The organism is Streptomyces sp. NPDC097129, from assembly GCF_055668065.1.
Genome location: NZ_JBVOQE010000011.1, coordinates 259929 through 272780, shown reverse-complemented (window position 1 = coordinate 272780; position 12852 = coordinate 259929). Strand labels below are relative to the sequence as shown.

Annotated in this window: 15 protein-coding genes and 1 pseudogene; 9 read left to right on the top strand and 7 right to left on the bottom strand. The window is 70.6% G+C overall.

The window, feature by feature from the left end; translation table 11 throughout:
* Window positions 1-3: 3 nt before the first annotated feature.
* The 3 genes from AC0B9F_RS29330 to AC0B9F_RS29320 form a co-directional block, all read right to left on the bottom strand.
* Window positions 4-867, bottom strand: coding sequence for an IclR family transcriptional regulator (locus AC0B9F_RS29330; RefSeq protein WP_472007636.1), 864 nt, complete (start codon window positions 865-867; stop codon window positions 4-6).
* Window positions 868-1064: 197 nt separating this feature from the next.
* The gene (locus AC0B9F_RS29325) at window positions 1065-1277 is read right to left on the bottom strand and encodes a DUF5326 family protein (protein ID WP_472007634.1); all 213 of its coding nucleotides are present in this window, start codon (window positions 1275-1277) and stop codon (window positions 1065-1067) included.
* 151 nt (window positions 1278-1428) lie between these two features.
* A complete protein-coding gene (locus tag AC0B9F_RS29320; RefSeq protein ID WP_472007632.1) occupies window positions 1429-1746 on the bottom strand; it encodes a cupin domain-containing protein in 318 nt (105 codons plus the stop codon).
* A gap of 57 nt (window positions 1747-1803) precedes the next feature.
* On the opposite strand from AC0B9F_RS29320, the gene AC0B9F_RS29315 reads away from it, so the two are divergent.
* The 7 genes and pseudogenes from AC0B9F_RS29315 (at window position 1804) to AC0B9F_RS29285 (ending at window position 6768) form a co-directional block, all read left to right on the top strand.
* Window positions 1804-2181, top strand: a complete 378-nt coding sequence (locus tag AC0B9F_RS29315; protein ID WP_472007630.1) for a phage holin family protein — start codon at window positions 1804-1806, stop codon at window positions 2179-2181.
* 6 nt (window positions 2182-2187) lie between these two features.
* Entirely contained in the window at window positions 2188-2679 is a 492-nt protein-coding gene (locus AC0B9F_RS29310) for a low molecular weight protein-tyrosine-phosphatase (RefSeq protein ID WP_472007628.1), read from the top strand.
* Complete coding sequence (locus tag AC0B9F_RS29305) at window positions 2676-3815, top strand: cystathionine gamma-lyase (RefSeq protein ID WP_472007626.1); 1140 nt, start codon at window positions 2676-2678, stop codon at window positions 3813-3815. The genes AC0B9F_RS29310 and AC0B9F_RS29305 overlap by 4 nt, the downstream gene beginning before the upstream one ends.
* Window positions 3816-4042: 227 nt before the next feature.
* A complete protein-coding gene (locus AC0B9F_RS29300) occupies window positions 4043-4948 on the top strand; it encodes a LysR family transcriptional regulator (protein WP_472007624.1) in 906 nt (301 codons plus the stop codon).
* Between the two features lie 109 nt (window positions 4949-5057).
* On the top strand, window positions 5058-5540 hold the full coding sequence (locus AC0B9F_RS29295) for an NUDIX domain-containing protein (RefSeq protein ID WP_472007622.1): 483 nt from the start codon (window positions 5058-5060) through the stop codon (window positions 5538-5540).
* Window positions 5534-5761: pseudogene (locus tag AC0B9F_RS29290) on the top strand (NUDIX hydrolase); the annotation flags it as partial. The gene AC0B9F_RS29295 and the pseudogene AC0B9F_RS29290, both read left to right, overlap by 7 nt.
* Before the next feature lie 140 nt (window positions 5762-5901).
* Window positions 5902-6768: a GNAT family N-acetyltransferase gene (locus tag AC0B9F_RS29285; protein ID WP_472007621.1), complete on the top strand. Its 867-nt coding sequence runs from the start codon at window positions 5902-5904 to the stop codon at window positions 6766-6768.
* 66 nt (window positions 6769-6834) lie between these two features.
* On the opposite strand, the gene AC0B9F_RS29280 is transcribed toward AC0B9F_RS29285, so the two are convergent.
* Complete coding sequence (locus AC0B9F_RS29280; protein ID WP_472007620.1) at window positions 6835-7266, bottom strand: GlcG/HbpS family heme-binding protein; 432 nt, start codon at window positions 7264-7266, stop codon at window positions 6835-6837.
* A 156-nt stretch (window positions 7267-7422) separates the two neighbouring features.
* Window positions 7423-8631 carry an MFS transporter gene (locus AC0B9F_RS29275; RefSeq protein ID WP_472007619.1) on the bottom strand — a complete coding sequence of 403 codons (1209 nt, stop codon included), beginning with the start codon at window positions 8629-8631 and terminating at the stop codon, window positions 7423-7425.
* 144 nt (window positions 8632-8775) lie between these two features.
* On the opposite strand from AC0B9F_RS29275, the gene AC0B9F_RS29270 reads away from it, so the two are divergent.
* Complete coding sequence (locus tag AC0B9F_RS29270) at window positions 8776-9240, top strand: MarR family winged helix-turn-helix transcriptional regulator (protein ID WP_472007618.1); 465 nt, start codon at window positions 8776-8778, stop codon at window positions 9238-9240.
* Between the two features lie 9 nt (window positions 9241-9249).
* Window positions 9250-9702 carry a GNAT family N-acetyltransferase gene (locus AC0B9F_RS29265; protein WP_472007617.1) on the top strand — a complete coding sequence of 151 codons (453 nt, stop codon included), beginning with the start codon at window positions 9250-9252 and terminating at the stop codon, window positions 9700-9702.
* Between the two features lie 112 nt (window positions 9703-9814).
* Here AC0B9F_RS29265 and AC0B9F_RS29260 read toward each other — a convergent pair whose 3' ends face one another.
* Together AC0B9F_RS29260 and dnaB are read right to left on the bottom strand one after the other, a co-directional pair.
* Complete coding sequence (locus tag AC0B9F_RS29260) at window positions 9815-11200, bottom strand: serine hydrolase domain-containing protein (RefSeq protein ID WP_472007615.1); 1386 nt, start codon at window positions 11198-11200, stop codon at window positions 9815-9817.
* A gap of 73 nt (window positions 11201-11273) precedes the next feature.
* Entirely contained in the window at window positions 11274-12755 is a 1482-nt protein-coding gene (gene dnaB / locus AC0B9F_RS29255) for a replicative DNA helicase (RefSeq protein ID WP_472007613.1), read from the bottom strand.
* Window positions 12756-12852: the final 97 nt, after the last annotated feature.

Genomic DNA, 12852 nt, shown 5'->3' with positions numbered 1-12852 from the left:
TTTTCAGATACTGATAGAGAGGGCCAGCGAGCCCAGCAGACGCCCGATCTCGTCCTGCAGTTTCCGCGCCGCGGGCAGCAGCCGGTCGGCCTGGTGCGCCGGCAGCGAGATGGCCATCGTCGCGGCCGTGGTGCCCACCGTGATCGGCACGGCCGCGCACACCGCCCCCAGGGCGTACTCCTGCCGCTCGATCACCGGCTCCATCCGCCGCATCCGCTCCAGCCGCCGCAACATCGCGTGGTTGTCGCACACGGTGTACGGGGTGATGGCCTGCGCCGGGTAGCGGGCGAGGTGGTCACGGCGGGCGCCGTCGTCCAGCTGGGAGAGCAGGCACTGCCCGATGGCGTGGGCGTGGCCGGTCTCACGGAAGTCGGCCCACTCCTCGACCGCCGGGTTGCCGGGGGTGTCGGAGACGCACATGACCTCGATCTCGCCCTCGCGGTACATGGCGTAGTACACCGGCACACCGATGGAATCGCGCCACTGCGCGAGTGTGTCCACGATCGTGCTGCGACGTTTCTGCTCCGCTCCGCTGCTGCCCAGCCGTTCGGCCGACTCGCCAAGGAAGAACAGGCCCTTCTCCCGGCAGAGATAGCCCTCGTGCACCAGGGTGCGCAGCAGGTGGTAGGCGGTGGGCAGGGCCAGGCCGGTCTCACGGGCGAGTTGTTTGGCGGGGGCGCCGTAAGGGTGTTCGGCGACGGCTTCCAGCAGGCGCATGGCGCGCTGGACGGAGCTGATGAGGGTCGTCGCGGCAGGGGGCTGTCCGGTGCCCGCCGTGGGGTTCGGCCGCTGCAGCGGTGGTGTGGTCGAGCAGGGCCGCGTGGGGGGTGCGTGCGGTTCTGCCGGTGCGGTGTCAACCGTGGCCAAGGGTCACTCCCGAAGCGCGAGGGGGAGCCCGTGCGGGGAACACGGGTGCGGGGGTGTCCGCCCTGCGCGGGGGATCGGCCCCGCGTCGGATTCCGGACTCTAACCGCCCACCGCCGTGGACAGAATGGCTGTCCGGAAAACTTCCCTCCCCCGAGGGAACCGGTGATTCCCCTTGGCGATCACCGGTCCCATGGCCCCTACCAGTCGCTGCGCGAGGACGATCCGGCGGTGAACTTGCGGACGATGTAGATCAGACCGCCGACCAGGGCCACGAAGACCAGCAGCTTGAACAGCAGCCCGATCACGAAGCCGACGACCGTGGCGATGACGCCGCCGAACACGACGAGGGCGATGACCGGCACCGCGACCCACTTCACCCACCACGGCAGTCCCGCGAAAATCTCTCTCATCGCCTTGGCCCTTTCCTCACCGGCCCGTTGACGGGTGCCGGACTCTTCTGGATGTCCTGCACCCGATGCTAGGGCCCCGGAGGGCGCCCACGGGGGGCTCGCATCCCCGGTCCTCCCCTGACCCGTCCCCTAGGGAACCCCGAGGCCGGGCTCAGCCCTCCGGCGGGGAGAACACCACGAGAACGCGCAGGTCCTCGCTGATGTGATGGAACTTGTGAGCGACCCCGGCGGGCACGTAGACCACGCTGCCGCGCCCCACCTCCGTCGTCTCCAGACCGACGGTGATCGCGGCGCGGCCGCTGACCACGAGGTACACCTCGTCCTGGTTGTGCGGCTTTTGCGGGTCGTGTTCGCCCGCGTTGAGCGCGTAGAGGCCGACGGACATGTTCCGCTCGCGCAGGAACTGCAGATAGGCGCCTTCGTTGGCGGCGCGTTCCGCCTCCAGTTCGTCCAGCCGGAATGCCTTCATCGCCCTCTTCGCCCTCGCCTCTGCTGTTGATCGTGTCCGTCTGCCACGATCAGACACATGAAGAATTTCGTAGTCAAGACGATCGCCAACGCGGGCGCCCTGCTGGTCGCCGTATGGCTGCTCGACAAGATCACCCTGACCGGATCGAGCACCGGCAAGAAGGCCGGCACCCTGATCGTCGTCGCCCTGGTCTTCGGCCTGGTGAACTTCCTGGTCAAGCCCGTGCTGAAGGTGCTGACCCTCCCCCTGTTCATCCTCACGCTCGGGTTGTTCACCCTGGTCGTCAACGCACTGATGCTGCTGCTGACCTCATGGGTGTGCGGCAAGCTCGAACTGAGCTTCCATGTCGAGGGCTTCTGGACGGCCGTCATCGGCGGTCTGATCATCTCGATCGTGTCCTGGGCCCTGCACATCGTGCTGCCCGACGAGGACTGAGAGGCCATGAGCTACCGCGTCTGCTTCGTCTGCACCGGCAACATCTGCCGCTCCCCGATGGCCGAGTCCGTCTTCCGCGCCCGCGTCGAGGAGACCGGTCTCGGCCATCTCGTCGAGGTCGACAGCGCCGGCACGGGCGGCTGGCACGAGGGCGACGGCGCAGATCCGCGCACGGTCGCCGTCCTTCGGGAGTCCGGGTACGGCAGTGAGCACACGGCGCGGCAGTTCCAGCCGACCTGGTTCGCCCGGCTCGATCTCGTGATCGCCCTGGACACCGGGCACCTGAAGGCCCTGCGCCGCCTCGCGGCCACCGAGCGGGACGCGGCGAAGGTACGGCTGCTGCGCTCCTACGACCCCGCGGCCGGCGACGACGTGGACGTACCGGACCCCTACTACGGGGGCATGGACGGGTTCGAGGAGTGCCTTGAGATGGTGGAGGCGGCGAGCGACGGACTGCTCGCCGCGGTACGCGAGCAGGTGGAAGGACGAGCGGCATGAGCGAAGCAGGCGACGGTCGGGGCGACGGCACGCGCGCGGTACGGGCGGGGCTGCCCGAACCGGTCAAGCACGAACCGACGCTGCCGGGACCGGTGTTCGCGGCCCACTTCCATCTGCCGGGCGACCCCACGGGCCCGTACACCTACGGGCGCGACGAGAACCCCACGTGGACGCTGCTGGAGCGGGCGATCGGCGAGCTGGAGGCGCCGGGCGCGGACGGCGTGGAGACGCTGGTGTTCGCCTCCGGGATGGCGGCGATCTCCGCGGTGCTGTTCTCCCAGCTGCGCGCCGGGGACGCGGTCGTGCTGCCCGACGACGGCTACCAGGCGCTGCCCCTGGTCCGCGCCCAGCTGGAGGCGTTCGGTGTCGAGGTGCGGACCGCGCCGACCGGCGGCGACGCCCAGCTGGAGGTGCTCGACGGCGCGCGGCTGCTGTGGATCGAGTCGCCGTCCAACCCCGGTCTCGACGTGTGCGACATCCGGCGGCTGGTCCAGGCGGCACACGCGCGTGGCGCCCTGGTCGCCGTCGACAACACGCTCGCCACGCCGCTCGGTCAGCGTCCGCTGGAGCTGGGCGCCGACTTCACGGTGGCCAGCGGGACGAAGCAGCTCACCGGGCACGGTGACGTCCTGATCGGGTACGTCGCCGGTCGCGGCGGCGAGGCCATGACCGCCGTGCGGCGCTGGCGCAAGATCGTCGGGGCGATCCCGGGGCCGATGGAGGCCTGGCTGGCGCACCGTTCCCTGGCCACGCTCCAGATGCGCGCCGACCGGCAGAACGCCACCGCGCTGAAGGTGGCCGAGGCGCTGCGGGAGCACCCGGACGTCACCGGGCTGCGGTATCCGGGACTGCCCGACGATCCGTCGCACAAGGTCGCCTCCCAGCAGATGCGGCGCTTCGGCTGCGTCGTCTCCTTCACGCTGCCCACGCGCGCGCGTGCCGACCGTTTCCTGGACGCGCTGCGCCTGGTGGACGACGCCACCAGCTTCGGCGGGGTGCGCTCCACCGCCGAGCGGCGCGGCCGGTGGGGCGGGGACGCGGTGCCGGAGGGCTTCGTACGGCTGTCGGTGGGGGCCGAGGACCCCGAGGACCTGGTGGCCGATCTGCTGCGCGCGCTCGCGGAGTCGGCCGGCTGACCTGCTCGCGGACGCGGGCGGCGTCCGGCTTCGCGCGACGGACGGTCCGAGCCTCCCCCCTCGTGGCTCGGACCGTCCGCGGTTCCGTCGGCCAAGAACCGCGTGAGCCAGGCTAGTTGACTCCCTGTCAGTGTCCAATCACGCTAGCGACAGAGACCTATCGACATATTTATAGTGGGGTGCGCGGCCGGGAACCCTGAACAGGCGGCGAGAGGGGGAGGCACGCCATGGATCTGGCCCTGCTGCGCACCTTCGTGACCGTTCACCGCGCCGGCTCCTTCACCCGGGCGGCCGCCCTGCTCGGCCTGTCCCAGCCGGCCGTGACCTCCCAGATCCGCACCCTGGAACGACAGCTCGGCCGCCCCCTGTTCCTGCGCCAGGCCCGCGGCGTGACTCCGACGGCCATCGGCGACGAACTGGCCCACAAGGCGGCCCCGCATCTGGACGCCCTGGTGGAGATCGCCGGGACGGGGGCCGACGACGAGTCGTCGTTACGGACCCTGCATCTGGCCGGGCCGCCGGAGTTCATCGCGGAGCGGGCCCTCCCGGCGCTGACCGAGCCGGCCGGCGACGACGGACGGGGGCCGGCCCTGCGCGCGTCCTTCGGGACCGCCGAGGAGGCGCTCGAAGGGCTGGCGGCCGGCCATCATGATCTGGCCATCACCACCACCCGGCCCCGCGGCTCACTGCTCACCGCGACCGCGCTGTGCGACGAGGAGCACATCCTGGTCGCCGCCCCGCACCGAGCCGAACAGGTCCACGGCGACGAACTACGCCGTACAGGCGCCAGGGCCCTGGAAAGCCTCCCCGTCGTCGAGGTCCATGAGTCGCTCCCATTCGTCTCCCGGTACTGGGCCTCCGTCTTCGACTCCCGCCCCGCGCCCTCCGGCGCGGTCATCGTCCCCGACCTCCGCGCGGTCCTCACCTGTACGGCGGCGGGGGCGGGGCTCGCCGTCCTGCCCCGCTATCTGTGCGCGGCCGCCCTGGAGCGGGGGGAGGTCATGGCGCTGCACCACCCGCCGGTGCCTCCGTTGCGGACCTACTTCCTGGCGGTGCGCACCGGAACACTGGCCCTGCCGCACATCGCGCGGGCCCATGAGCGGCTCCAGCGGGCAGCCGCCGACTGGACCTGAGTCCTTTGAGGTGCGTCACCCAGCGAAGTGCGTTCATGACGGTTCGCGATGTTTCACGTGAAACCAGCGGGGATGTTTCATGCGGATCGCGCCGGGCCACATTTCTCCCATGACCGTCCGACCCGTGGTCAAGCGCACCGCCCGCGCCGTTCTGCTGGACGGTGACGACTTCATCCTGATCAAGCGCACGAAGCCTGGTCTCGACCCCTACTGGGTGACGCCCGGCGGCGGGGTCGAGCCGGGAGATCAGACCGTCGTCGACGCCCTGCACCGCGAGGTGGACGAGGAGCTCGGCGCCAAGATCACCGACGTGGTGCCCTGCTTTGTGGACACCGTGGAGCACATCGGCGAGGACGGTGGTGCGACCGGGGTGAAAGTGCAGCACTTCTTCGTCTGCCGTCTGGAATCCATGGACCTCTCACAGCGGCACGGCCCCGAGGTGGACGAGCCGGCTGGCGAGTACGAGATCGTCCGTGTGCCCTTCACTCGCGTCGGTATCGCCTCCGTGCATCTCGTTCCGCTGTCCCTGCGGCACTATCTGGACGGGAACATCGAGGGCGTCCGCGCTATGCACGCTCCCGACCTGGGCTGACGGGCCGGCAGCACTTCTTCGTCTGCCGTCTGGAATCCATGGACCTCTCACAGCGGCACGGCCCCGAGATGGACGAGCCGGCTGGCGAGTACGAGATCGTCCGTGTGCCCTTCACCCGCGTCGGTATCGCCTCCGTGCATCTCGTTCCGCTGTCCCTGCGGCACTATCTGGACGGGAACATCGAGGGCGTTCGGGCCATGCACGCTCCCGACCTGGGCTGACGGGCCACCACACCGGTTTCACGTGAAACGTCGCCCGCCTGTCCCCGAGCTGTCCACCAGAACACGACATGGCCAAAAGCACGTACGTGTGCCGTGAAACAGGTGGACGCGGAGGCCTGCCGTCGGACAGCCTGACCTGCGTGCCGACTGTTTCTCTCGCCGCTCTGCCCATCCGCCGTCTGACGCTTCGCGATCTCACCGCCTGCGCGGACCTGTCCGAGAACCGTGGCTGGCCGCGGGAGGAACACAAGTGGGGGTTCCTCCTCACCGCGGGGACGGGCTACGGCATCGACGATCCCGAGGGCGGTCTCGTCGCCGCATGCGTCGTCACGGAGTACGGCCCCCGCGAGCGCCCCGTGCTCGGTGCCGTCGGGATGGTGCTGGTCGCCGAGCGCCACGCCCGCCGGGGCGTCGGCCGCCGGCTGATGCGGCATGTTCTCGCGGACAAGGGCACCACGCCGCTCACCCTGCACGCCACACCGAACGGCCGACCGCTCTACGAGGAGCTGGGCTTCAAGACCACGGGCCGGGCGGAGATGGTGGTCGGACGCCTGACGCCGGACGGCACGGCGGACGCCGTGGCCACCCGGGCAGCAACGGCCGAGGACCTGCCCGCCATCCTCCGTCTCGACGAGGAGGTGTTCGGCGCCGACCGCACACCCATCGTGGCGCGGCTGCCCGCCTTCGCCGACCAGTTGCGCGTCGCGGAGGACGGCGGCGGGATCACCGGCTACGCCGCCGCGTGGCCGAACATGGACACCCACGTCGTGGGCCCGCTCATCGCCCGGGACACCGCGACGGCGAAGGCGCTGATGGCCTCCCTCGCCGCGCACACCGACCGGCCGCTGCGCACCGACATCGACGTCCGGCACGAAGAGCTGCTGTCCTGGGCCAAGGAGCACGGCATGGCGTCCGTCTGCTTCAACTCCGTCATGACCCACGGCATCCCCGACCTGCCGGGTGACTGGAGCCGGCGGTTCGCCCCGGTGACGGTGGCAGCGGGCTGAACCGCGGCGGCGCACGACGACGCCGGTCCCCTGGAGGGACCGGCGTCGTACTGTCGGAGCAGTCGATCAGGCGAGCGCCTCGACGGCCGCGGTGGCGAACGCGTGATCCTGCTCCGGCGCACCGCCGCCGACGCCGATCGCACCGATCAGTCGGCCGTCTCGGTGGACGGGCAGACCGCCCGCGATGAACAGCAGCGGCCGGTCGAGCGCGGTGGGCAGGGTGTGGAAGAGCCCGCCGGGCTGGACGGCGTCCACCAGGTCCGCGGTCGGGGCGTCGAGCTGGAGCGCCGTGTAGGCCTTACGGGTGCTGGTCTCCCCCGAGATCAGTACGGCCCCGTCGTCCCGCCGGAAGGCGAGGAGGTGGCCGCCGGCGTCCAGCACGCTGATGCTCACGGTGACGCCGGCCGCCTCGGCGGCCCGGCGAGCGGCGGCGACGAGGATCTCGGCGTCCTGGACGGTCAGGGGGGTCACGGGGGCAGTGGTGGCGGTGATGCTCACGGAGTCTCTCCTTGGGGCGTGGTGCGGTGTTACGGAGGGGCGGCGCTCTTGAGGCGTTGCCCGGAGGAGCTGCGCCTGAGGGCGTTGCTCAAGGGGGGCGGGTCGTACAGACGCCCGGGACGGCCCTGGCCCGGCGCCCGGGACGGCCCGGCGGGGTCACTGGTGAGCGACGGCGCGCTGCTCGACGGTCTTCGAGCCGGCGACCACGGTGCTGGGTGCACCGGCCCGGCGCTCCAGGGCGGCCGAGAGCACGGCGAGGACGAGGGCGCCCGCGGCGAGGACGGCGCCCACCCAGTTGGGGGCGGTGTAGCCGAACCCGGCCGAGATGACGAGTCCGCCGAGCCAGGCCGACAGGGCGTTGCCGAGGTTGAAGGCGCCGATGTTCACGGCCGAGGCCAGCGTGGGGGCGCCGTGTGCCTGGTCGAGGACGCGCTTTTGCAGGGGCGGGACGGTGGCGAAGCCCAGCGCGCCGATCAGGGCGATGGTGACGGCCGCGAGGAGCTTGTTGTGTGCGGTGAGCGGGAACAGCGCCAGGACGACGGCCAGGGCGCCCAGGGAGACGTACAGCATGGGCATCAGGGCGCGGTCGGCGAACTTGCCGCCGACGAGGTTGCCGCCGACCATACCGAGGCCGAACAGCACCAGCAGCCAGGTGACGGAGCCGTCCGCGAACCCGGCGACGTGGGTCATCATCGGCGCGATGTAGGTGATGGCCGCGAAGACGCCGCCGAAGCCGAGGACGGTCATCGCCATCGCGAGCAGGACCTGCACGTTCTTGAACGCGGCCAGCTCGTGGCGCAGGTGCACGCCCTGCGGCTTGGGCAGGTCGGGGACGAGCTTGGCGATGCCGAGCAGGCCGACGACGCCGAGGGCGGCGACGATGCCGAAGGTGACGCGCCAGCCGGCGCTCTGGCCGACCAGGGTGCCGAGCGGCACGCCGACGACATTGGCGACGGTCAGGCCGGTGAACATCATCGCGATGGCTCCGGCCTTCTTGTCGGGGGCGACCAGCTCGGCGGCGACGACGGAACCGATACCGAAGAAGGCGCCGTGGGCGAGTGAGGCGACCACACGGCCGATGAGCATGACCCCGAAGGCCGGTGCGAGGGCGGACAGCAGGTTCCCGGCGATGAACAGCGCCATCAGCAGCATCAGCATCCGCTTGCGGGAGATCTTGGTACCGAGGACCGTCATCAGCGGGGCGCCGAACATGACGCCGAGCGCGTATCCGGTGACGAGGAAGCCGGCCGTCGGGATGGAGACCCCGAAGTCGCCCGCGACCTCGGGCAGCAAGCCCATGATCACGAACTCGGTCGTTCCGATTCCGAAGGCCCCGATCGCGAGGGCCAGAAGCGCGAGAGGCATGGAGGGGTACACCTTCCCAGACGATTGCAGGAGCGCTTTACGTGCGTCCACAATAGTTGCAGACGCGGGATACTTGCAAACGCGCTCTATTGCGCGGTTGCCCTATCCTGGGAGCAGCCGCTCCGGGACGGAGGAAAAACGCCGATGACAGCGACGGACCCCGCGCTGACCGCCCTCGCTCAGGGCTGGTGCGCCCTCTCTTTGCTGCACGGGAGGATCGAGGCGCACATCGAGCGCGCCCTCCAGGCCCGGCACCGACTCAGCGTGCGCGAGTACTCCCTGCTCGACGTGCTCAGCCGGCAGCACGACGGCGACGGCGGACATCTGCAGATGAAGCAGGTCGCCGACGCGGTCGTCCTCAGCCAGAGCGCCACCACCCGCCTGGTCACCCGGCTCGAGGACCGTGGCCTCCTCGAGCGCTACCTGTGCCCCACCGACCGTCGCGGTATCTACACCAACGTCACCGAGGCCGGGCTGAAGCTGCTTGAAGAGGCCCGGCCCACCAACGACGCCGCACTGCGCGAGGCCCTCGACGAGGCGGCGAAGAACCCGGAGCTGGCCCCTCTGGTACACGCTGTGGAAACCCTCAAGGCACCCCTGCCCGCATAGGGTGCGGGCATGGGAGATCTTGAGATACGGGCCGCCGTCGCAGACGACGTCCCGGCCGTCGTCGCCATGCTCGCGGACGACCCGCTGGGTGCCCAGCGCGAGTCCCCCGACGACCTCGCGCCGTATCTGAGCGCGTTCGAGAACATCGCCGCGGATCCGAACCAGCGCCTGGTCGTCGCGGTACGCGAGGGCCGCATCGTCGGCACGCTTCAACTGACGCTGATTCCAGGCCTGTCCCGGCGAGGGGCCACCCGGTCGATCATCGAAGCGGTGCGGATCCACGTCGACGAGCGCGGCAGCGGGCTGGGCACCCGGCTCATCGAGTGGGCGGTGGAGGAATCCCGGCGCCTGGGCTGCCAGTTGGTGCAGCTGACCTCGGACAGGAGCCGGACCGACGCCCACCGGTTCTACGAGCGGCTCGGGTTCGAGGCGTCGCACGTCGGATTCAAGCTGCCGCTCTGAGGCGTCGAGATGCCGATGTCCCCCATGCGAGGAAGGGCCCGTTCACGCCGGGTGAGTCTGCCCCACGGCTGTTTCACGTGAAACGAGCCCCTCACTCGCACGCGACGACGCGTCAGCCGATACCGCGCCACCCCTGCGGGTCGACGCCACCCGGCACGGCGGCGCTGTCGTCGTACGGCTGCCGGGTGAAGGCGAACGAGCCGAGGTCCAAGTGGTCGACGGCGCCGTCGGGCCGCCGCACGGCCCGCAGGACCTCGCCGGCGTAGTAGCCCTCCAGCCCGGTCCAGGTGCCGTCGCCGTTGGGGCGGAAACGCGATCCCCGGCCCCTGCCCGTGAGCGGATCCAGCGAGGCCAGTCCGTCGGCCGTGAACCGCAGCGCGAACGCGTGTGTTCCCCAGTACCAGGGCCCGGCCAGCTCCAGCACCGCCGGATCGGCCTCCCGCAGCGGGCGCCAGGGGCCGGGAATGCGCGGTTCCGCCTCAGCGACGATCCCCACGAGATCCGCGGCCACGGTGGCAACGAGCGGACCGGAGGTGCAGTTGGCGAGCACGACGGCCGCCACGTCGTCCTCCACGCTGAACTGGAGACCCGCCAGGAAGCCCGGAAGCGATCCGGAATGCCCGGCCAGCAGTCGCCCGCCATGGTGCCGGACTTCGAGGCCCAGCCCGTAGGCGTAGCCGTCGGTCACGTTCGCCGCCTCGGAGGGGGCGGCGGGGGTCCGCATCTCCCGCAGGGGCTGCGCACCGAGCACCCGGTCGTCGCCCTTGGCCAGGAAGGCGGCGTAACGCGCCAGGTCGCCCGTGGTGGACCACAACTGGCCCGCGGGAGCCATCCGGCCGAGGTCCTCCGCCGGTTCGGGCAGCATCACGTCCGCCCAGGGGTGCACCGCCCAGCCCCCGGCGTGCGGCGCGCTCGGCCGTACATCCGTGCGGCGAAGATCCAGGGGTTCGAGCACTTCGCGCCGCAGCACGTCCTCCCAGGCCTCACCCCGCATCTCTTCGACCAGGGCCCCGAGCAGGGTGTAACCGGGATTGGAGTAGTGGAACCGCTGCCCGACCGGATGCCGGAAGGGCTGTTCCCCCAGAACGTCGGCCAGTTCGGGCCGCAGCGACCCCGGGGTGCGCTCCCACCACGGCGCCGGCGACTCGGCCGCAAGCCCACTGGTGTGCGCGAGCAGGTCACGGATCGTCACCTCGCCGGCGCCGGTACCCGGCAGATGCTTCTCCAGCGGATCACCGAGGTCGAGCAGCCCCTCGTCCCTCAGCCGCAGGACCAGAACGGCCGTGAACGTCTTGGTGATCGACCCGATCCGGTACTGCACGTTCTCGTCGGGCCCATGACCGTCGACCGAGGTACGCGCACCGTGCCACACCGCACGCCCGTCGCGGACGACGGCCGCGACCAGCGAGGGGGCCCGGCCGTCCGCCTGAGCCACGGCGATCCGGTGCAGCAGCGCGCGCCGGGTGGCGGGAAGCAGCTCTTCCTGAGATGTCGTCATGGCCCCAGTCCACCCGCCACGACCGCCCACGTCGAGCGCATTTCCCCGGGCGTGGCACGGCCCGGCACACCCCTCAGGTCTGTGCCATGTCCACGAAGCGCGAGTAGTGGCCCTGGAAGGCGACCGTGATCGTCGCCGTCGGGCCGTTACGGTGCTTGGCCACGATCAGGTCGGCCTCGCCCGCGCGCGGCGACTCCTTCTCGTAGGCGTCCTCGCGGTGCAGCAGGATGACCATGTCGGCGTCCTGCTCGATGGAGCCGGACTCACGCAGGTCCGAGACCATCGGCTTCTTGTCGGTGCGCTGCTCCGGGCCACGGTTCAGCTGGGAGAGCGCGATCACCGGGACCTCCAGCTCCTTGGCGAGCAGCTTGAGGTTACGGGACATGTCCGACACCTCCTGCTGACGGCTCTCGGCGCGCTTGGAGCCGCCGGACTGCATCAGCTGGAGGTAGTCGATGACGACGAGCCTGAGGTCGTTGCGCTGTTTCAGGCGGCGGCACTTGGCGCGGATCTCCATCATCGACAGGTTCGGGGAGTCGTCGATGTAGAGCGGCGCCGCGGACACGTCGGGCATCCGGCGGGCCAGGCGCGTCCAGTCCTCGTCGGTCATCGTGCCCGAGCGCATGTGGTGCAGGGCGACGCGGGCCTCCGCGGACAGCAGGCGCATCGCGATCTCGTTGCGCCCCATTTCCAGGGAGAAGATCACGCTCGGCAGGTTGTGCTTGATCGAAGCGGCGCGTGCGAAGTCCAGCGCGAGGGTGGACTTACCCATGGCGGGACGGGCCGCGATGACGATCATCTGGCCGGGGTGCAGACCGTTGGTCAGCGAGTCGAAGTCGGTGAAGCCGGTGGGCACGCCGGTCATCTCACCGCTGCGCGAACCGATCGCCTCGATCTCGTCGAGGGCGCCCTCCATGATGTCGCCGAGCGGCAGGTAGTCCTCGCTGGTGCGCTGCTCGGTGACGGCGTAGATCTCCGCCTGGGCACGGTTGACGATCTCGTCGACGTCGTCGTCGGCCGCGTATCCCATCTGCGTGATGCGCGTGCCGGCCTCGACCAGGCGGCGCAGGACCGCGCGCTCGTGCACGATCTCCGCGTAGTACTCGGCGTTGGCCGCCGTCGGCACCGTCTGGACGAGGGTGTGCAGGTACGACGCGCCGCCGACCTTGTTGATCTCACCCCGCTTGGTGAGTTCGGCGGCGATGGTGATGGGGTCGGCCGGCTCGCCCCGGGCGTAGACGTCGAGGATCGCCTGGAAGATCGTCTCGTGCGCGGGCTTGTAGAAGTCGTGGCCCTTGAGGATCTCGACGACGTCGGCGATGGCGTCCTTCGACAGCAGCATGCCGCCGAGGACCGACTGCTCGGCCTCCAGGTCCTGGGGCGGTACCCGCTCGAACGCCGAACCGCCACCGTCCCAGCCGCCGCTGTCCGGACGGCGGTCGTGCTGATCCTCGCGGACCCGGCCGCCCCCGTCGCCGCGTCGGCGGGAAGCGGGCAGACGATCACCTGGACCGCTGTCGGCCCACGGGTCGTCCAAGGGCTCGGAAATACTCACCGAGCCACCTCCTCCCGTCCGCCGAGCGGACCTCGCCGTGCCCCTCTGTTCTAAGGGACGGCACTGACAAACCGAGAGGCCCGACTCCACTTGCAAC